We start from the raw sequence: 19,612 nt of genomic DNA on the forward strand, positions 1-19,612 counted from the left end.
TGCGAGTAAACTAAGGCGCATGACCGGGCAGGATCCGGCCCCGGAACGGGCCGCTGCGGTTACCCAGAACGACGACGCGACGGACAGCCGCGATGTCACGGACAGCGACGCCGTCGACACCTCGCTACGCAGTCCGGAGGAACGGTCCCGGACGTTCTGGGGCATCCTCCTCAACACCGGCGTTGCAAACATCACCACCAGTTACCTCTGGTTTGCCCTGACATTCTGGGCCTACCTGGAGACGCGAAACGTGATCGCCACCGGGGTGATCGGCGGTGCCTACATGCTGTTGATCGCGCTCTCGAGCATCAGCTTCGGCACGTTTGTGGACCGCTACCGCAAACTCGCGGTGATGCGGTTCGCCGGAGCCTTCACCCTTGGCATGTTCCTGCTGGCCGGCGTCATGTTCCTCTACACGCCCGAGTCCAGTCTGCTGGATCTGACGCAGCCGTGGTTCTGGGTTTTCACGCTGATCATCCTGATCGGCGCTGTTGTGGAGAATCTGCGCAACATTGCCCTGTCCACTACGGTCACCATTCTCATCGAGCCGGACCGGCGGGCCAACGCCAACGGGCTGGTGGGGATGGTGCAGGGCTTGATGTTCATCATCACCTCGGTGCTCTCCGGGTTGTCGGTCGGGCTGCTCGGGATGGGGTGGACGATCGTCGTCGCCCTGGTGCTGACAGCGCTTGCCTATGCGCACCTGCTCACCCTGCGCATGCCCGAGGAAGTGCGCGCCGCCGCCACGGATGCACATGGGAGCTTTGACCTGCGCGGCTCCTGGGCCGCCGTTCTAGCGATCTCCGGTTTGTTCGCGCTGATCCTGTTCTCCACGTTCAACAACTTTGTGGGCGGCGTCTATATGGCGTTGATGGACCCCTATGGCTTGGAACTGTTCCCCGTGGAACTGTGGGGAGTGTACTTTGCACTCGGTTCGACCGGGTTCCTGGTGGGCGGCGCCCTGATCGGCAAGTTCGGCCTCGGTTCCAATCCGCTGCGCACCATGCTCATCGCCGTCGTCATCATGGGAGTCATCGGCGCGGTCTTCACCATCCGCGAGTGGTCGTGGCTCTACATCGCCGGTATCTGGCTCTATCTGGTGCTCATCCCGTTCATCGAGGCCGCCGAGCAGACGGTCATCCAACGGGTGGTGCCGCTGCCGCGTCAGGGGCGCGTCTTCGGGCTCGCCATGGCATTCGAGGCGGGCGCAGCCCCGATCACTGCGTTCCTCATCGCGCCCATCGCCGAAATCTGGATCATCCCGTACGCCCGCTCGGCAGAAGGTGCAGCGCAGCTAGCCCCGCTCCTGGGAGAAGGAACCTCCCGCGGCATAGCGCTGGTGTTCCTGATCGCCGGGATCGTCATCATCGCCGCGGCGCTGCTGGCCTTCCTGACTCCGGTCTACCGGCGCGTCTCGGCATCCTATGCGCAGGCCGCCGCGGAGACGACGGCGGCACAGACACCCGGCACGACGTCGCCACAGAAACCCGCGGCGCCTACGCCGTGACGGCGTCCTCCCTGACCTGTTCCTGCAGCGCTCCGCTGAGAATCCGCACGCCTTCGGGGAACGCACTGGGGTTGGGCCCCGCGTAATTCAGCCGGATGAATGGGCCCACCGGTTCCGCCGGGAACCATTCGTTCCCGGCAGCGATGACGACGCCGTTGGCCTCGCAGTCACGAGCCAACTGTTCGACGTCCGTTCCGTCAGGCAGCCGTGCCCACAGATTCAGCCCGCCCTTGGGCACGTGGTCGATATGCGCGGAGGGCGCGTGCCGGCGCAGGCTGCTGAGCAGCAGGTCGCGGCGGGATTGGAGCTGGTGGCGGAGCCCACGGAGGTGGGTCTGCCACGCCGGTTGGGTGACAACATCCAGCGCCGCAGCCTGGAGAAGACCGCTCACGTACATGGATTCGGCGCCCTGGTCAGCGAGGATCCGCTCACGTGCAGGGCCGCGGGCGATCACTGCGGCAACCCGGATGGACGGCGAAACGCTCTTGGTCAGCGAGCGCAAGTACACCACGTGGCCGGAGTCGTCCTGCGCCGCCACCGGTGCGGGGCTGGTGTTGATCCCGAAGTCGTGGGCCCAATCATCCTCCACAAGGAAGGCGCCGTGCGCGCGGACGATGTCCAGCACCTGATCGCGGCGCTCGGCGTCCCACTGGGCACCGGTGGGGTTGGCGTAGTTGGGCTGGGCGTAGAACAGGCGGGCGCCTGTCTCCTCGAAGGCCCGCGCCAGTGCTTCAGGGTCCGGTCCGTCAGCGCCCGTCGGAACCGGGATGATGGTGGTACCGGCCTGCGTTGCGGCCAGGATGGCGCCCCAATAAGTGGGTGACTCCATGAGTACGGGCTGCCCGCTGCCGGCGAGCGCCCTGAAGATGGCGCTCAGTCCACTCTGGCTGCCGGGCAACACCAGAACGTCGCTGGGCGTCGGCGGACTGATACTCGCCGGCGTTGCGGCGCGCAGTTCCTGGGCGAACCACGATCGCAGTTCGGGAAGCCCTGCGGCGGGTGGGCGGGACAGCGCGGCGTCGCTGCGTGATGCCCTCGCCAAGGCTGCCCGGACCGCACGGACCGGCAACAGTTCGGAGTCCGGATAGCCGGAATGGAAGGCGATCGTGTCGTTTGGCGTGTCCCGCAGGGTGGTCGGCAGGCCATGCCGGGGCGCCTTGGGGGATCGCAACGCGGCGGTCTGCCAGCCATAGTCAGCGGGCCGGGCTGTTCGGACTGACCGAACGAACGTTCCCGAACCTGGACGGCTCTCCACCAGCCCGCGGGCAGTGAGGACCTGCAGGGCTTTCTGCACCGTTACCGGACTCACTTTGTGCTCGGCGACCAGCGCCCGGGTGGACGGCAACCGCGATCCCGGGGCCACCCCGGAAATCCAGTCACTCAGTGCCGCAGCAATACGGGAACTGCTATCGTTGTTCATGTATAGCAATAGTAGCGCTACTCTCCCGCGAACTGAACCGCTATCCCATCGGCCAGCCGGAATCTGGTGGGGGCTTCTCGGCGTAGCGGCGTTTTCCTTCACCGTCCCGTTCACGAAGGTGGCAGTGGACGGGATGTCGCCGCTGTTCATCGGCTCCGGCCGAGCGGTGCTGGCCGCGCTACTCGCTGCCCTCGCGTTAGCAATCATGCGGCAGCGGCTCCCCCGCGGCGTCCAGTGGGCGCGACTCGCGATCATCGCAGGTGGCGTCGTCGTCGGCTTCCCGGTCCTGACCTCCTACGCACTCACCGCTGTGCCGGCGAGCCATGCCGCCGTCGTCACAGCGCTGCTGCCAGCAGCGACTGCGACGGCGGCTGTCCTCCGCGGGCATGAACGTCCGCCGTTTCTTTTCTGGATCATGAGCGGCATCGGCGGAGCGGTCACGGTTGCCTTCGCCGCCTATACATCCGGCGGGCTTGGAGGCTTCAGCTGGCCGGACCTTCTACTGCTTGGTGCTGTGGCGGCCGGCGCAGTCGGCTACGCAGAGGGCGGCCTGCTGGCCCGCGACATGGGTTCCTGGCAGGTGATCTCCTGGGCCCTCGTTGTGGCCGCTCCCCTCATGGTTCTGCTGACCACCATCGCCATGGTCGAGCAGCCTCCCGCCGCGTCACCGGTGCAGTGGGCAGCCTTCGCCTATCTCGGAGTGATCAGCATGTTCCTCGGCTTCTTTGCCTGGTACCGAGGCCTGGCAATCGGGCCGATGACCCGGGTGAGCCAGATACAACTGGTGCAGCCCGTCCTGACTATCGCGTGGGCTGCACTCCTGCTCGGGGAGCACCTGACGTGGCCGACCGTTGTGGGAGGCCTCGCCGTCGTTCTCTGTGCGGGTGTGGCCGTGCGGGCGCGCGCCGGAACCCGGGAGAAGGCGGGCAGGATTCCGTGAAGAACGACCGGCGCCAGGGACGTGCCCTGGCGCCGGCCGCCCTGCGACACCCCTCCTACGTATTGTTCGACTTCGGCGCACCTATGCCGGCGTTGATCTTGTGCGGCCCAGCGGCAGAAGGACGGACGTCGAACTCGAACATCGCAGTCGGGAGGTAGACGGTTGAACAGGAGTTGGGGATATCCACCACCCCGGACAACCTGCCCTCAATCGGCGCGGATCCCAGCAACAGGTAGGCCTGCTCCGGGCTGTAGCCGAACTTCGTCAGGTAGTCGATTGCATGCAGGCACGCTCGCTGGTAGGACAAGTGCGAGTCAAGGTAATGCTGTTTGCCGTCCAGGGTCACAGAGGTGCCGGAGAAAGCAATCCACTCGCTATAGCGCGGATCCACAATGCCGGGCATGAAGATCGCGTTTTCACTGACGCCGTAGGTCTCCATGCCGCCCTTGATGACATCAACCCTGAGGTCTATGAAGCCGCCCATCTCGATGGCACCGCAGAAGGTGATTTCGCCGTCGCCCTGTGAAAAGTGGAGATCGCCCAGTGACAGGTTGGCGCCGTCCACGAAGACCGGATAGAAGATCCGGGATCCCTTGGAGAGATTCTTGATGTCCTGGTTGCCGCCGTTTTCCCGGGGTGGCGCGGTGCGCGCCGCCTCGCCCGCTACGCGATCGAATTCCGACGCGGCCAGGCTTCCGAGCACGGCATGCTCCGCTTCGGGCGGCAGAGCCAGGGGCGGCACACGGTTGGGATCCGTGGCGATGAGGTCTCCCTCGCGCTTGTTCCACTTCGCCAGCAGCTCTGCCGAGGGAGCCGTACCCATGAGACCGGGGTGGATAAGTCCGGCATAGGACACTTCCGGCACGTGCCGCGACGTCGCCATCTGACCGGTGAAGTCCCAAATCGCCTTATAGGCGTCAGGAAACTGCTCGGTCAGGAAGCCTCCGCCGTTGTTTCGGGCGAAGATACCCGTGTAGCCCCATCCCTGCCCGGCCAGCGGGCCTGAATCTTCCTGCGGGATTGGGCCCACGTCGAGGATGTCGACGATGAGCAGGTCGCCCGGTTTGACTCCTTCGACGGCGAAGGGCCCGCTGAGCTTGTGGACGGTGAGCAACGGAGCGTTCAGAATGTCATCAGCGGAGTCGTCGTTGACTATAGCGCCGTCGAACCACTCGCGGCAGTGAACCCTGAATGAATCACCGGGCTTCACTGTGGCTACCGGAGGAATCTCCGGGTGCCACCGGTTATGTCCAACCTTTTCCTGATCTTCGAACTTCTTTGATGAATCAAGGGGAAATATAACGTCGGGCATTGCATCTCCTTAGGACTATTTTTTCGGACGGTAGATCAGGGCCGCGGCAGTTTTTTGTGAAGCGGATTGGATGAATAGCGCTGCGTCTTTCGACTACCCGTTGCGGGAAGCCCTCCGGAAACAACCTGCGGCTCCGATGCCGAACGGTACGTTGAATCGATCAATCGGAAGGCTGCCGAACCTGTCCGAGAGATGTTTGGCACGCTCATCTTCCGGTGGGCCGTCTGCCGGCACTGCGGACACGTAGTCGATTCCGCAGCTGCGCTCATGGGGCGAATGGCCTCGAACACATCACATTGGGGACAAAGGTATTCATAGATCGGCATGCAGAACGCGCCCTTCCGTGTCTTCTGTGTCGGATGGATGATCAGGCAGTTACCGCCACGCCATCTTGGGTGGACGGCTTAGCGTGCGGGATGCCTCTTCGGCCAAGGAAGAACGCCGCCGCAAGAGCAGCAACTGCTGCGACCGTCACCAACAAGGCGAGGCCGGTGTTCGTCTCATACCTGCCTACCAGCAGGAAAAACGCGGGGATGGTGCCGGTTATGTGGGCCACAAAGATCGTGAACCAGCCAGTGGTGTAGGCCAGGGAGTCCTTACCCAGCCCCAACAGCAGGAAGAACAGAAACCACAGGACCGCCCAAGTCAGCCAGATTGCGCCGAACACCGGGTCCGCAACCAGAGTGAATTGAAGGATTCCGATCACCACCGCACAGGCTGCAACAAAGAGAGAGAACCAGCCAAGGCCCTCACCGCTGATTCCGGTCGCTTGAAGGATTCCCACATACAGGTAGGTGAAGCCAAAAAGATACAGGCCAGCAGCGCCGAAGATCGTCGGCAAGTCGTTGTTGGCCTGAATCAGGATGATGGTCGGGAAGACGACCTGCATAATCCCGACGAAGAAATTCAAGATGGCTGCCGATTTACCGGGAACCACTCCAATAAGCATGAGACCGTTAATGAAAAGAACTGCGCCAACATATAACAGACCAACATTGCTCATGGCACTCCGTTGCAATACAAAGAGTGAATGGGAACCTGCGAGGGGAAAACCACCTGCGCGTGCCGACGGCTTTCACAGAATCAGCAGAAGAATATGATATAAGTGCGTTGTATCGGCAACCATAGTCCTGCTCAATTTTTCTGTCAACGATGAAAATCCCGTCCTGCAGTCCGGGCGCAACGGGTTATCCCCCCGGTAGAACTTTCCTTGATTCCTGATGGACAAGAGAGCCGCAATTCTCTGTTCCGAAACACGTGTAAGTGCTTCACTGGACAGTACGACGACGGCCCTGTCGCCTCCCGCTGCCTCCGGAGGTTCCTGAATGAACAAGATCATCCTCATGATGTCCGTCTCCCTGGACGGCTACTTCGAAGGGCTCGACCGGGACATCAGCTGGCACCGGGTGGACGAGGAGCTCCACCGCTACTTCAACGATCAGTGCCGCGCGATGGCCGGTTTCTTCGACGGACGCGTCACCCATGAGCTGATGGCCGAGTACTGGCCCACCGCTGACCAGAATCCGGATGCCTCCGAACCGGAAATCGAGTTCGCACAGATCTGGCGGGATGCGCGCAAGTATGTGTTTTCGCGGACCCTCTCGGAGGCGGGCCGGAACACGACGGTGATTTCCGACGTCGTTCCTGAACAGATCGCCGAGCTGAAGGCGCAGATCGGCGGCGATATCGCGCTGGGCGGAGCCAACCTCGCAGCCAGCTTTCTCCGGCTCGGTCTGGTGGACGAGTATCGCATCTGCGTCCATCCAGTGGTGCTGGGGAAAGGCCGGCCGCTCTTCGAAGACCCCAAGGTCCAACTGAACCTCAAGCTCGAGGAGACAAGGACGTTCAGCAACGGCGTGGTTCTGCTGCGGTACATGAACGATCACTAGCGTCTTATCCGGCCAGAGAGGGCCGAGGCTGGTCTCCTTCGCGCAGTCCTGACAGACTTCCTCGCATGACTTCCTCCCGTCCCTTTGCACAAGTTGATGTGTTCTCTCCGACTCCGTACCTGGGAAATCCAGTCGCCGTCGTACTGAATGGTGCGGGGCTGAGCGACGACGCGATGCAGCGCGTGGCTCGCTGGACCAATCTCTCTGAGACCACGTTTCTGCTGCCGCCCACCAATCCGGAAGCGGACTACCGCGTACGGATCTTCACACCGGGAGGTGAGCTTCCGTTCGCCGGTCATCCGACTCTCGGTTCAGCGCACGCCTGGCTTGAGGGCGGCGGCACACCGCGGCGCGATGACCTGGTTGTGCAGGAGTGCACGGCGGGGCTCATCAATGTCCGGCGCGGCGACGGGATCCTGTCCTTCGCCGCTCCGCCCACGCGACGCACCGGGAACTTGGAGGGCGAGTACCTCGCAGAGATCGTCGCCGCGTTCGGCATCCGGGAGGACCAGGTGCTCTCACACCAGTGGGTGGACAACGGGCCGGGCTGGGCGGTCATCCGGCTGGCCACCGCGCAGGAGGTGCTCGATCTGGAACCTGATCTGTCGCGGATTCCGACGGCGATGATCGGTGCGGTCGGCGCCCATCCCGAAGGTTCCGAGCATGCCTACGAGATGCGGACCTTCGCTCCCGCCCTTGGTGTCCCCGAAGACCCGGTGTGCGGAAGCATGAACGCCTCGGTGGGCCAGTGGCTGACCGCCACCGGTGGGATGCCGAGCAGCTACCGGGTGTCGCAGGGTTCCCGGCTGGGCAGGGCGGGAGACATCACCATCACAGCCGACGACGACGGCACCGTCTGGGTGGGCGGCGCCACGACAACGTGCTTCCGGGGAACTGCCGAGATTTGATCTTTGCGGGGCCAGCCTGCTTTCGGACGAGCTGGTGGCGCTAATCGACGACGGCGGTGGCTTCCATTTCAAGCGCCGCTGCGTGATTGAGCGCGTTCACCCCTGCGACGGCTCGGGCAGGGCGGTGTGAACCAATCCATTCGCCATAGATCTCGTCGAACTCTTTCCAGTTGGACATATCCGTCAGGTACACCCGCACCTGGACGAGACTGGTTCGTTCAAGTCCCGCCGATGCCAGGCAGGCGTCGAGGTTGCTCAGCGTTTGTTTGGCCTGCACCGCGAAGCTCTCGGAAGTAACCGGCTCCCCCTCGCTGTTCACGGGCAACTGACCGGAGATGTAGGCAGTGCCGTGAGCGATGGTGACGTGACTGTACTTGCCACGCGGGGGCATCAGCCCGGCTGCGTTAATCTGTCTGATCGTTTCTTTGGAGTGCATGACGTTCACCTTAGGCAGGTGTAGCGAGCAGTGCACTCCTTGGCCTAGAAGCGGAGCCGCCTCCAGTCTCCGGCGTGCAGACCATGCGGAGAGCAGAAAGCCCCGGAGAGGAGCAAACCATCCGGGGGCTTCGGCAGACTTATCAGAGCGGCTTCGCGGCCAGGTCCTTGACCCACTTCGGGGTTTCCTTGTCCAGCTTGCTGTCGGTTGGTGACAGTCTCATTGTCTCGCACGTCGCGGCCAAAATGGCGAACGGCCCCAGGTTGGCCACGATATCCCAGCCCGAGATGTCCTCCGAGACGACGTCGATGAGTATCGGCGCAGTGTTCTTTTCGGTCGCCGAAATCATGGAGCCAGCCTATCGGTCAGAGGTGACGTTTCTGCTGGATCCCCTGCGCCAGGTGCTCGGGCGAGCTTGTTGTTGAGCGAGACGTTGACGCCGACCGTCACGACGAGCCTAGCCAGTAATAGCCCGGATCCCGCCAACCGCACCAATCCGTAGGTATCGGACGTACCAGCGGTCACCCCCGCCACCACAGGTTCGGAGTGAGCCCAACCGAGTACCGCCGTCGTAAGCTTGCTGCGCCGGCGTAGCGGGGTTTCGTCCTAGTGTTGTCAGTGAGGGATGAAGTAGAACCAGGCCGCGGGAGGCACCGATGACGCAGTACTCAGCAGGCACTGTCCGGCAGCAGATTCTGGCGGTACTTTCCGCGTGGGGTATGGCTTCGGAGCGTGCGGAGATCACCGCGGAAGTGATGGTGGATACCGATCTGGCGGGCATCGATTCCCACGGGATTTCCATGCTGCCCATGTACCAGCGGCTCATCGATGCAGGGAAGCTCGATGCCCGCGCCGAAGCGGTGATCGAGCGTGAGGGTGCGTCGACCGCCGTCGTCGATGGCGGGCACAATCTTGGGCATTCAGCGATGGTGACCGCAATGCGGCTCGCCGTCTCCAAGGCGCGGGAGACCGGCGTCGGAGTTGTGACCGTGCGGCGGTCGCACCACTTCGGGGCGGCTGGCTACTACGCGAGGATCGCCGCGGAAGCCGGTCAGATTGGGCTCGTCACCTCGACCACCCCTACCAAGACGGTGGTTCCCACCCGCGGTTCCAGGCCTGTGCTCGGCACCAACCCGTTGGCTTTCGCGGCCCCCAGTGCCAACACAGCGGAGCCGTTCCTCCTCGACATGTCCACCAGCACCGTCGCGATGAACAAGGTGAAGGTGTATGACTACCTCGACAAGCCGCTGCCCGCCGGGTGGGTGCTGGACGGCGCCGGACGGCCGGTCACCGACTCCCACGCGGGCTATAGCCAGCTCCGGGATCAGCAGGAGGGCGGTTTGAGCCCATTGGGCGGGACGGAGCAGCTCTCCAGCCACAAGGGATACGGGCTCGCGCTCATGGTCCAGATCCTGGCCGGTGCACTTGCCGGTGCAACTTTCGCTCCACTGAGGGAGCCGTCGGATCCGAATGACATTGGTCACTTCTGCCTGGTGATCGATCCCGCGTTTTTCGGAGCGCCGGAGCAGTTCGCGGGATCGGTGTCGCAGATCGTCGATCTGCTCCGTGCGGAGCCTCCGGCAGCAGCCGACCGCCCCGTGCTGGTGCCCGGGGATATTGAACGTACTGTCCGCACGGAACGGCTGGAGTCCGGCATCCCACTTAGTGACGGGCTCGTGGAGCACATTCGTGACATCTGTGACCAGAACGAGGCACCTTTTCACTTGTGAGTCCGGCCGGTTAATCGTTGGTTGTAGTGTTCGCCCGTGGCGGATGTGACCCGTCGAAGACACTCCCTGCTGCCTCCCCGCAGCTGTGTCCAGAAAATACGTGTAGCCTGTTGCAGCACCTCAAGCAGCAAAGGACGAATGAGCACCCATGGCTACGGATTACGACGCACCGCGCGTACGCGAAGAGGATCAGCCGGCCAACGAGTCGCTGGAGGCACTCAAAGCCCAGCGCAGCGCCTCAACTCAAAATTCGGCGATCGATGCAGACGAGACAGACACAGCTGAAGGCCTGGATCTGCCCGGCGCTGTCCTCGAAGAGGAACTTCAGATACAGGTCATCCCGGAACAGCAGGATGAATTCACCTGCATGTCCTGTTTCCTGGTTCGACACCGTTCACAGCTCGCCCGGGAAAAGAACGGCAACAAGTACTGCGCCGACTGCGAGGGATAGTTCCGTGTAACCGCCCGGTAAGAAACACCTCACCGGGCGGTTAGGCAACATCACGGCCGCTAGACGACCCCGAGCGCCAGCATCGCGTTGGCAACCTGCACAAAACCGGCGATATTGGCGCCCGCAACATAGTTGCCCGGCAGTCCGTACTCGTCAGCCGTGGTAGCGCACCGCTCATGGATGTTGGCCATGATTTCCTCAAGCCGCCGCTCGGTGTGCTCGAAGGTCCACGCATCGCGGCTGGCGTTCTGCTGCATCTCCAAAGCCGACGTCGCCACACCTCCGGCGTTTGCTGCCTTGCCCGGACCGAAAAGGATCTTCGCATCCTGGAACAACTCAATCGCGTCAGGCGTACTAGGCATGTTCGCGCCCTCAGCCACAGCGATAAGTCCGCGCGAGAGCAGGCGCTTCGCGGCGACGTCGTCCAATTCATTCTGGGTGGCGCACGGCAGCGCGACGGTCGCGTCCACATCCCAGATGGAACCGTCCTGGACGAACACCGCTCCTGACCCGCGCTGCTCGGCGTAATCACTGACGCGCAGACGCTGGTTTTCCTTGATGTCGCGGAGGAGTTCGACGTCGATACCCTGCTCCTCGACGACGTAACCGGAGGAGTCCGAGCAGGTGATGACATTGGCGCCCATCGACTGCGCCTTGGCGATCGCGTGCAGCGCCACGTTGCCGGAACCGGACACAACAACGCGCTGGCCCTCGAAACTCAGGCCGCGGGTAGCGAGCATCTCCTTGGCGAAGAGGACGGCACCGAAGCCGGTTGCCTCCGGACGAACCAGCGAACCGCCCCAGCCAGTGCCCTTGCCGGTCAGAACGCCCGACTCATAGCGGTTGGTGATCCGCTTGTACTGGCCGAACATGTAACCGATCTCGCGGGTGCCCACGCCGATATCCCCAGCGGGCACATCAGTGTATTCCCCGATGTGACGGTAGAGCTCCAGCATGAATGACTGGCAGAAGCGCATGACCTCGCCGTCGCTGCGGCCACGGGGGTCGAAGTCGGATCCGCCCTTGCCGCCGCCGATTGGCATGCCTGTGAGCGCGTTCTTGAAGATCTGCTCGAAACCTAGGAACTTGACAATCCCGAGGTATACCGACGGGTGGAAGCGGAGGCCGCCCTTGTAGGGGCCGAGTGCGGAGTTGAACTCGACGCGGAAACCACGGTTGATGCGGACCTTGCCCGCGTCATCGACCCAGGGCACGCGGAAGATGATTTGCCGCTCAGGCTCGCAGATCCGCTCGAGGATGGAGGCCTGGACAAACTCGGGGTGCTTCTTGAGCACCGGGCCGAGGGAATCGAAGACCTCGTCCGCGGCCTGGTGGAATTCCGTTTCACCGGGGTTCCGGCGTACTACGTCGTTGCGGATCGCTTCTATTGTCGAGTCCATTCGACTCTCCTATCGCTGCTGAGGTACCCGGGAAAGGATAGCGCCGGAGGAAAGCGCCCTCCGAATGTTTCCTTCATGTGAACGAGCACCGGAGTCAGCTTGCATTTCGCTTCCGCAACACCTGTTGACCCGGCTTCGTGACCTGTGCCATAGTTTGTAATCGATTCCATGGAAACGATTCCATCGAAGATCGACCATCAGGAGAATGCACAGATGCGATCAGTGACGATCAGAAACGTCGCCGACATGGCGGGCGTATCCGTAGCCACCGCATCCCGCGTACTCTCAGGGCATCCGTCTACCTCTGAAGTGGCCCGCGACGCGGTCAGCAAGGCTGCGACCAAGCTCGGTTTCCGGCCCAACGCCCAGGCGCGGTCGCTGCGCAAGACCAGCACCCAGACCATCGGACTGGTCCTCCCCGACGTCCGGAACCCCTTCTTCGCGGACCTTGCCCACGCCGTGGAACAGCGCGCTCGTGACTTCAAGTACCTCACGCTGTTCGGCAACGCGAATGAAGACGCCGATCAGCAGGACCGGTATTTCGACATCATGCTGACCCAGCGGGTCGACGGCCTCATCGCCGCACCGCAGGGGAATGTCACCGATCTGCAGTCGGTGCTGGACAGCGGAGTGCCGACCGTCTTCGTGGACCGCGTCATCCCGGACACCACCGTCCCCAGCGTGACGCCCGATAACGTCACCGGCGTCCGGGAAGCCGTCCGCCACCTGACCAATAGTGGGCATCGCCGCATCGGCTACATCGCCGGCCCGCAGTCCACCTCCACAGGCCGGGAACGTCTCGCCGCCTTTCAGTCCGCCCTCGCGGACACACACGCCGACGACGACGCCGACCTCATCTTCTTCGGTGACTTTCAGTCCGCCAGTGGTGCCGCCGGAGCCCACCACCTGCTCGAACTCCCCCACCCTCCGACTGCCCTGCTTGCAGCGGACAGCCTGATGAGCATCGGCGCTGTCGGCGTCTGCAACGAACGCGGCCTGACCATCGGTACGGACCTCGCTTTTGTCGCTTATGACGACATCGAGGCCTTCAGCCTGATCAACCCCGCGCTCACCGTCATTGCCCATGACGTCAACGCCATGGGCCGCCTTGCCGTTGATCTCCTCACTCAGGTGATCGCCGGTGAATCCCCGGAATCGGTCATCCTTCCCAGCCGCCTCATTGTCCGCGGTTCCACCCCGTCCCTTTCAGGAGGCCTCACATCGTGAGCGATAGCACCATGAGCGATAACCCAGGGACCGACAACCCCATCCTGACGCTCGACAACGTCATCAAATCCTTCGGACCAGTGACGGTCATCAAAGGTGTGACCGTCAACGTCTACCCCGGCAAGGTGCAGGTGCTCCTCGGAGAGAACGGCGCCGGCAAATCAACTCTCATCAAGATGATGGCCGGCGTGTACCAGCCCGACGGCGGCCGCATCCTCGTGGACGGCAAGGAAGTCCGCCTGCCGGACACCAACGCCTCCGAGGCTCTTGGCATTGCCACCATCCACCAGGAACTGAACCTGGTGGGCTCAATGACCGTCGCCGAGAACATCACCATGGGACGCATCCCCCGGCGCTTCGGGCTCGTAGACCGGAAGAAGATGCGCGAGGTCGCACGTGAGGCGCTGGCCATGATCGGTCTGGACATCGACGTTGACCACAAGGTAGCCGAACTCGGAATCGCCCGACAGCAACTGGTCGAGATCGCGAAAGCGCTGAGCCTCGATGCCCGCATGCTTATCCTCGACGAGCCGACGGCGGCTCTCACCAAGCGTGAGATCGCCGCTCTGTTCTCGGTGGTGGAGGATCTCCGGGAACGCGGTGTCGGCATGGTCTTCATCTCTCACCACCTGGATGAGATCGCCGCCATCGGCGACTCGGTTTCGGTTCTGCGGGACGGCGAATTCGTTGCCGAGGTCCCAGCGGATACCCATGAGGATGAGCTCGTCCGTCTCATGGTCGGCCGATCCATCGAACAGCAGTTTCCCCGCCGCCGCGAGTACGACGGACCGGACGCCACCCTCCTCGAAGTCAACGGGCTTTCCACCAAGGGAACGATCAACAACGTCTCCTTCACCGTGAAGGCCGGCGAAATCGTCGGCCTGGCCGGGCTGGTGGGGGCAGGCCGTACCGAGGTCATCCGGGCAATCGCCGGCGTTGATCCTTACGCCAGCGGCTCCGTCCGCGTCCGTGGCAAGGAGCTGCCAAAGTCCAGCATCGGCGCGGCCATTCGTGCCGGCGTCGGGCATGTTCCGGAAGACCGGAAGGCACATGGACTGGTGCTCGGCGCGCCGGTCAACGAGAACATTGGCTACGCCACGCTTTCAACGACCGCCAAGTCCGGGCTTGTGGACCGCGCCGGCCAGCGCAAGCGGGCAGAGGACGTCGCTGACAAGCTGCGGATTCGCATGCACAACCTCGACCAAGTGGTGGGCTCGCTCTCCGGCGGCAACCAGCAGAAGACAGTGTTCGCACGCTGGATCGTCGCGAATTCATCAGTGCTCCTGCTGGATGAGCCGACCCGCGGCGTCGACGTCGGCGCCAAGGTTGAAATCTACGAACTGATGAACGCAATCACCGCTGCAGGCGGCGCCGTCGTCATGGTGTCCAGCGAATTGCCCGAGGTGCTCGGCATGAGCGACCGGGTGCTGGTGATGAGCGGCGGACATATTTCCGGTGAACTAAACGCCGACGACGCCACGCAGGATGCCGTGATGTCGCTGGCGGTGCGCGATGTACAGCGCGATCTAGAAGACAAGCTGATGGAGGACGGTCATGAATAAGGTTGCAACCGCGGCGGCGCCGAAGAAGGCGCGCGGCGGCTCACGGATCGGCAGGTTCCTCGCCGACAACGGCGCCCTGGTGGGCCTCTTCGTCCTCGGCCTGGCGCTGTTCATCGCGACGCCGGACTTCCTCACCGGCCCCAACCTGCTGAACATCGGCATCCAGGCATCCGTGATCGCGGTGCTCGCCTTCGGTCTGACCTTCGTGATCGTGGCCGCCGGGATCGATCTGTCCGTGGGATCTGTTGCAGCGCTCTCCGCGATGGGGTCGGCGTGGATCTTCTCCGAGGGGTCCATGCCCGGCTGGATCGCGCTGATCGGCGGGCTCGCCATCGGTGCCCTGAGCGGCGCCGTCAGCGGTTTCGCCGTCGCGTACGGCAGGCTTCCCTCCTTCATCGCTACCCTCGCCATGCTCAGCATTGCCCGCGGACTCACCCTGGTTATCTCCGAAGGACGGCCCATCGGCACCGCACCCGAGGTTTCATTCCTCGGCGGCGATCTCGGTGTCATTCCCATGCCGATCATCGTCCTCGTCGTCGCCGGTCTGGTCGCCGCTTTCATCCTCAACTTCACCGTGATGGGCCGCTACATGTACGCCGTCGGCGGTAACAAGGAAGCTGCACGGCTCTCCGGTGTTCCCGTCCGCAAGGTCCTCGTCACCGTGTTCACGCTCTCCGGCCTCTTCGCCGGGCTCGCCGGGCTCCTGCTGTCCGGCCGTCTCGACTCGGCGCAGCCGCAGGCAGCGGTGGGCTACGAGCTCGACGCGATTGCCGCCGTCGTCATCGGTGGTGCCTCGCTCGCGGGCGGTATCGGACGCATCAGCGGAACGCTGGTCGGGGCGCTGGTCCTCGTGGTGATCCGCAACGGCCTCAACCTCCTCAATGTCTCCTCCTTCTGGCAGCAGGTGGTCATCGGCCTGGTGATCGCGGTAGCCGTCGGAATCGACTCACTGCGGCGCAAGAATCAGCCGCATTAGACCCACAACTGAATACGTTCAGGAAATCCGAGAAGTCCCAATCCAAGCAAAGGAAACAACAATGAAGTTCTCCGCTCCCCGCAAGGCAGCAGTACTCACCATGTCCCTGGCACTCGCGCTCTCCGCCACTGCCTGCAACCGCGGCGAGGAAGGTGCTGAAGGATCGACGTCGGCAACCCTCGCCCTGTCCACCCTGAACAACCCGTTCTTCGTCGAACTGCGTGACGGCGCTGAAGCCGCCGCTGAAGAGGCGGGCATCGAGCTCGAAGTAGTCGACGCGCAGAACGACTCCGCAACCCAGACCAACCAGCTCGCTACTGCCGCTACCAGCGGTACCGACGGCGTCATCATCAACCCGGTTGACTCCGACGCTGCGGCCGCCGCCGTTGCACCGCTGATCGATGCCGACGTCCCCGTTGTAGCGGTGGACCGCGCTGTCAACGGGGCCGAGGTTGAGTCCCTTGTCTCCAGCGACAACGTAGCCGGCGGACGCCAGGCAGCGGACGCACTCGCCGAAGCGATGGGCGAGGAAGGTAAGGTCATCGTCCTCCAGGGCGTCGCCGGAACCTCCGCCAGCCGTGACCGAGGCGCCGGCTTCGAAGAGGGCATCGCCGCATACCCGAACATTGAAGTAGTTGCCAAGCAGACAGCCAACTTCGACCGCGCCGAGGCGCTCAACGTCGCCACCAACCTGCTGCAGGCCAACCCCGACGTGACAGGCATCTTCGCCGAAAATGACGAGATGGCACTGGGCGCCATCCAGGCTCTCGGCGACCGCGCGGGCTCAGAGGTGAAGGTTGTCGGCTTCGATGGGACCGAGGACGGACTCGCCGCCATTGAAGCGGGCACGATGACCGCCACTATCGCGCAGCAGCCCGCCGAGCTCGGCAAGCGGTCCGTCGAGGTCCTCGAGCAGCTTCTTGCCGGTGAAACCGTCGAAGCTACCATCCCCGTTCCGGTCACCACCGTGAACTCCGAGAACGTGGGTGAATTCACCGAATGAGCACCCAGCCGCCGGGCGTTGTCGTTGTAGGGTCCATCAACGCCGACCTCGTAGTAACACTGGAACGCCACCCCCAGCCGGGCGAAACTTTGCTCGGCCGGACCATGACGGTGATGCCCGGCGGCAAGGGCGCCAACCAGGCCGTAGCTGCGGCGAAGCTTGGTGCGCCCACCACGATGATCGGCGCCGTGGGGCAGGATGCCTACACCGACGTCGCACTCTCGGGCCTGTTCTCCGCCGGCGTCAATACTGACGGTGTGCAGCGCGTCGGTGCCACCACCGGCGTCGCCATTGTGGAGGTCGACGACGACGGCGAGAACACTATCGTTGTCATCCCCGGTGCAAATGGGGAAGTGACACCTGCGCTGGTTACCTCAGCTGCGGACCTGATTTCCGATGCCGGTGTGCTGGTTTTGCAGGGCGAGATCCCTGCCGCTTCGGTCGCGGTGGCGGTTGCGTGCGCAACCGGGAGGGTGCTGATCAACCTGGCGCCCGTGATCGAGCTCGATCGGGACACACTACTGCGCGCCGATCCGCTGGTGGTCAACGAGCATGAGGGCGCGCTGGTGTTGGAACAACTGACCGGCGCTGTTGAGCCGGTGGGCTCGGAACCTTCGAACCACGCTCACACTGCCCGCGCGCTGCTTGGCTGCGGCTTCTCCTCCGTGGTGATGACCCTGGGCGGGGCCGGTGCCCTGCTGGCGACATCCTCGGGGGTGCTGGAGGTTCCGGCGCCATCAGTGGCAGTCGTCGATACAACCGGGGCGGGTGACGCCTTTGTAGGTGCGCTGGCCGCTCGGTTGGTTGCCGGAGACGCGTTGCCCGTAGCCGTTGCCGTCGCTGTGAGGGTCGGCGCGTTCGCTGTCGGATCCGAAGGAGCGCAGCCGTCCTACCCATCACAGAGTGATGCCCTGCCCGGGGCAGCAACCCCGAAAGGAGCGCAGGCATGAAGAAGAGCGGATTATTGAACGGCCCGATCAACGCGCGGCTTGCCACCTTGGGCCATGGGCATCTGGTGATGATCACTGACTGCGGCATGCCGCTTCCCGAGTCTGCCGCCGTCGTCGACCTGGCACTCGTGAAAGGCACGCCGACGTTCGCGGAGGTGCTGCGTGCGGTGATGGCCGACATCGAGATCGAGGGATCTGTCATCGCCTCGGAAGCATCCGGGACCGTCGTTGAAGACGTTGTACGCGGCGAAGGTCTGTCCCCTGGGTTCGTGAGTCATCAGGAGTTGAAGTCTCTGCTTGAGGAGGCACGGCTCATTATCCGGACGGGCGAGGCAACCTCGTACGCGAATGCGGCGCTGCGCTGCGGGGTGACGTTTTAAAGCTCGACAAGCTCTTGAATCAGTCCTGACGACGCCTCGCCGGGCGAACAGCCATGGCAACCAGCCAGAGCACCACCAGGGCGACGGCCGCAGCGGAAACCCACACCACTACGGTGGTGCCCACACCTTGGGTTGACACCTCAGCCGCCGTCTCGCTGGCTTCCTCCTGAACGTACTGGTCGACGACGGGGGCCAGGAGGACATCCGGGGCCTCCTCAAGTGTCTGCCGCAGGGCTGCCGAGGTTGCCTCCTCCGCTCCCAGCCGCCAGTCGACGGTTCGGCCCTCCGCTTCAGGCTCCGGACGGACAAGCTCCAACCACGAGATCATCCCGATCTCGGGATATTCCTCGGCGATGGCAGGATCGAAAAGCTGCTCTAGCCACGCCGTCTTGATGTCCGTTTCTTCTGCGCTGTCGGGGTCCGCCGGGTCATAGAGCGCAGCTGTCTGCACGAAGAAGCGCTGGCCCCGCTCCGCCCCGTACTCCTTCGCGAAATCGATCGTCGGTGCTCCGGGCGGCATGCCGTACGTTCCTTCGAGCTGCCTCCGGAACTTGTCCTGCTCGGGAAGAACGGAGGTGATGATCGCTCCTGAATACTCGCGGGGATCGTCGATGTCCGCAACCGCACCGGGTTCGTAGCTGCCGTAGTGGTACATGCTCAGACCCACCCAGTCCACTGCGTCATCACCCGGGTAATAGGGCCGGTAGGGGTCATCGCCGGTCTCGACCAACCCGTTGCCGTTGGTATCGAGCGCCTCGACGATTTCCGCCTCGCCGTCGTCAAGAGCGCCGTATGCCTCCGTGAAGGGATAGCCCGCTGCGTACGAGGGCGCCCACAGCATCGCCGCGGACGGCGCACCGGCGTGCACCGCCGAAGCGACGGTCTGGAAAGCCGAAACATAGTCCTCCGGCTGCTGCCCCCACTCATACCAGGTACCGTTCATTTCCGGCGCGAACCGGACAAAGAAGGCGGTGCCGTACTCTTCGCCGGCCAACTCCAGCACCTGAGCAAGGTCCGTGGCGTCATTCTGGGTGAGTTCGGCGAGCGGTTTCGATGGTTCAAGGGTGACAACAACGGCGGAACCCAGCGTGGCAGCCTGCAGCGCAGTGTCACGGAGGTCCCGCACGAGGGCTTCCTGCAGCGGATAGGAGAACGGCCTGCTGAAGAACGACGGCGTCACGCGGGTTTGGTCCACATACCCGGCCGCATCAGCACCGGACCAATCAAGCTCGGGCCCGAAGTATCGCCCATCCTCCAACTCCGTCGGCGCCAAGGGTTGCACCTGGCTCTGCCTGCCGACTACCCCGGATTCATTGGCGGGTGCCACTGCCCACGCAGAGGGGCCGCCGGCTCCCTGTGTCACCAGCAGAGCCAGTGCCATCGCCAGTGAAGACCGGATGGCTGCCCACACCGCCGTCATACGTCACCCTGAGACATGATGAGACCGCTTTCCGCTGAGGCACCGCCGGCTCGTCATCGCAGCGCTGTGGGCAGATATCGTGCAGTCAGCTGGAAGACGAG

20 protein-coding genes are annotated in these 19,612 nt (G+C 63.6%); 12 read left to right on the forward strand and 8 right to left on the reverse strand.

The features are described from left to right. Positions 1 to 19: 19 nt before the first annotated feature. Complete coding sequence (locus ASH00_RS02900) at positions 20 to 1,507, forward strand: MFS transporter (protein ID WP_056544751.1); 1,488 nt, start codon at positions 20 to 22, stop codon at positions 1,505 to 1,507. Here the strand turns inward: ASH00_RS02900 and ASH00_RS02905 are convergent. Further along, a complete protein-coding gene (locus ASH00_RS02905) occupies positions 1,497 to 2,927 on the reverse strand; it encodes an aminotransferase-like domain-containing protein (protein WP_056544753.1) in 1,431 nt (476 codons plus the stop codon). The genes ASH00_RS02900 and ASH00_RS02905 overlap by 11 nt on opposite strands. Between ASH00_RS02905 and ASH00_RS02910 the strand changes: the two genes are divergently transcribed. Then, positions 2,926 to 3,867 carry a DMT family transporter gene (locus tag ASH00_RS02910; protein WP_056544756.1) on the forward strand — a complete coding sequence of 314 codons (942 nt, stop codon included), beginning with the start codon at positions 2,926 to 2,928 and terminating at the stop codon, positions 3,865 to 3,867. The two genes, ASH00_RS02905 and ASH00_RS02910, sit on opposite strands and share 2 nt — an antisense overlap. 55 nt (positions 3,868 to 3,922) lie before the next feature. Here ASH00_RS02910 and fmdA read toward each other — a convergent pair whose 3' ends face one another. Genes fmdA through ASH00_RS02920 form a run of 3 tightly spaced genes read right to left on the reverse strand, consistent with a single transcriptional unit; the run spans position 3,923 to position 6,182 of the window. Further along, on the reverse strand, positions 3,923 to 5,179 hold the full coding sequence (gene fmdA / locus ASH00_RS02915; protein ID WP_056544758.1) for a formamidase: 1,257 nt from the start codon (positions 5,177 to 5,179) through the stop codon (positions 3,923 to 3,925). Between the two features lie 35 nt (positions 5,180 to 5,214). Then, positions 5,215 to 5,505: an FmdB family zinc ribbon protein gene (locus ASH00_RS16315; RefSeq protein ID WP_082565854.1), complete on the reverse strand. Its 291-nt coding sequence runs from the start codon at positions 5,503 to 5,505 to the stop codon at positions 5,215 to 5,217. Between the two features lie 41 nt (positions 5,506 to 5,546). Beyond that, positions 5,547 to 6,182 (reverse strand): AmiS/UreI family transporter, encoded by a 636-nt coding sequence (locus ASH00_RS02920; protein ID WP_056544761.1) that lies wholly within the window; start codon positions 6,180 to 6,182, stop codon positions 5,547 to 5,549. Between the two features lie 322 nt (positions 6,183 to 6,504). Here ASH00_RS02920 and ASH00_RS02925 point away from each other — a divergent pair, with 322 nt between their 5' ends. Both ASH00_RS02925 and ASH00_RS02930 read left to right on the forward strand, forming a co-directional pair. Continuing rightward, positions 6,505 to 7,068 carry a dihydrofolate reductase family protein gene (locus ASH00_RS02925; RefSeq protein ID WP_056544764.1) on the forward strand — a complete coding sequence of 188 codons (564 nt, stop codon included), beginning with the start codon at positions 6,505 to 6,507 and terminating at the stop codon, positions 7,066 to 7,068. Between the two features lie 65 nt (positions 7,069 to 7,133). Further along, entirely contained in the window at positions 7,134 to 7,976 is an 843-nt protein-coding gene (locus ASH00_RS02930; RefSeq protein WP_056544767.1) for a PhzF family phenazine biosynthesis protein, read from the forward strand. Between the two features lie 40 nt (positions 7,977 to 8,016). On the opposite strand, the gene ASH00_RS02935 is transcribed toward ASH00_RS02930, so the two are convergent. Both ASH00_RS02935 and ASH00_RS02940 read right to left on the reverse strand, forming a co-directional pair. Continuing rightward, entirely contained in the window at positions 8,017 to 8,412 is a 396-nt protein-coding gene (locus ASH00_RS02935; RefSeq protein ID WP_056546542.1) for a RidA family protein, read from the reverse strand. Positions 8,413 to 8,554: 142 nt separating this feature from the next. Further along, positions 8,555 to 8,761, reverse strand: a complete 207-nt coding sequence (locus ASH00_RS02940) for a hypothetical protein (RefSeq protein WP_056544770.1) — start codon at positions 8,759 to 8,761, stop codon at positions 8,555 to 8,557. Positions 8,762 to 9,068: 307 nt separating this feature from the next. Here ASH00_RS02940 and ASH00_RS02945 point away from each other — a divergent pair, with 307 nt between their 5' ends. Further along, complete coding sequence (locus ASH00_RS02945) at positions 9,069 to 10,142, forward strand: Ldh family oxidoreductase (protein WP_056544773.1); 1,074 nt, start codon at positions 9,069 to 9,071, stop codon at positions 10,140 to 10,142. Positions 10,143 to 10,290: 148 nt separating this feature from the next. Beyond that, a complete protein-coding gene (locus ASH00_RS02950; RefSeq protein WP_056544775.1) occupies positions 10,291 to 10,593 on the forward strand; it encodes a DUF4193 domain-containing protein in 303 nt (100 codons plus the stop codon). A gap of 59 nt (positions 10,594 to 10,652) precedes the next feature. On the opposite strand, the gene gdhA is transcribed toward ASH00_RS02950, so the two are convergent. Next, on the reverse strand, positions 10,653 to 11,993 hold the full coding sequence (gene gdhA / locus ASH00_RS02955; protein ID WP_056544777.1) for an NADP-specific glutamate dehydrogenase: 1,341 nt from the start codon (positions 11,991 to 11,993) through the stop codon (positions 10,653 to 10,655). Positions 11,994 to 12,161: 168 nt separating this feature from the next. On the opposite strand from gdhA, the gene ASH00_RS02960 reads away from it, so the two are divergent. The 6 genes from ASH00_RS02960 (at position 12,162) to rbsD (ending at position 18,091) form a co-directional block, all read left to right on the forward strand. Beyond that, a complete protein-coding gene (locus tag ASH00_RS02960; protein ID WP_235563134.1) occupies positions 12,162 to 13,220 on the forward strand; it encodes a LacI family DNA-binding transcriptional regulator in 1,059 nt (352 codons plus the stop codon). Next, positions 13,217 to 14,782 (forward strand): sugar ABC transporter ATP-binding protein, encoded by a 1,566-nt coding sequence (locus tag ASH00_RS02965; RefSeq protein ID WP_327019681.1) that lies wholly within the window; start codon positions 13,217 to 13,219, stop codon positions 14,780 to 14,782. The genes ASH00_RS02960 and ASH00_RS02965 overlap by 4 nt, the downstream gene beginning before the upstream one ends. Then, positions 14,775 to 15,758, forward strand: coding sequence for an ABC transporter permease (locus tag ASH00_RS02970; RefSeq protein WP_056544780.1), 984 nt, complete (start codon positions 14,775 to 14,777; stop codon positions 15,756 to 15,758). Before ASH00_RS02965 ends, ASH00_RS02970 begins: the two co-directional genes overlap by 8 nt. 61 nt (positions 15,759 to 15,819) lie before the next feature. Next, complete coding sequence (locus tag ASH00_RS02975) at positions 15,820 to 16,761, forward strand: substrate-binding domain-containing protein (RefSeq protein ID WP_056544783.1); 942 nt, start codon at positions 15,820 to 15,822, stop codon at positions 16,759 to 16,761. After that, on the forward strand, positions 16,758 to 17,711 hold the full coding sequence (locus tag ASH00_RS02980; RefSeq protein WP_056544787.1) for a ribokinase: 954 nt from the start codon (positions 16,758 to 16,760) through the stop codon (positions 17,709 to 17,711). The genes ASH00_RS02975 and ASH00_RS02980 overlap by 4 nt, the downstream gene beginning before the upstream one ends. Beyond that, positions 17,708 to 18,091 (forward strand): D-ribose pyranase, encoded by a 384-nt coding sequence (gene rbsD, locus ASH00_RS02985; RefSeq protein WP_056544789.1) that lies wholly within the window; start codon positions 17,708 to 17,710, stop codon positions 18,089 to 18,091. The genes ASH00_RS02980 and rbsD overlap by 4 nt, the downstream gene beginning before the upstream one ends. Positions 18,092 to 18,110: 19 nt before the next feature. Here the strand turns inward: rbsD and ASH00_RS02990 are convergent, their stop codons facing one another. Further along, on the reverse strand, positions 18,111 to 19,511 hold the full coding sequence (locus tag ASH00_RS02990) for a hypothetical protein (RefSeq protein WP_056544792.1): 1,401 nt from the start codon (positions 19,509 to 19,511) through the stop codon (positions 18,111 to 18,113). Positions 19,512 to 19,612: the final 101 nt, after the last annotated feature.

The organism is Arthrobacter sp. Soil782 (genome assembly GCF_001428435.1).
In the GTDB taxonomy this organism is placed as follows: Bacteria; Actinomycetota; Actinomycetes; order Actinomycetales; family Micrococcaceae; genus Arthrobacter_D; species Arthrobacter_D parietis.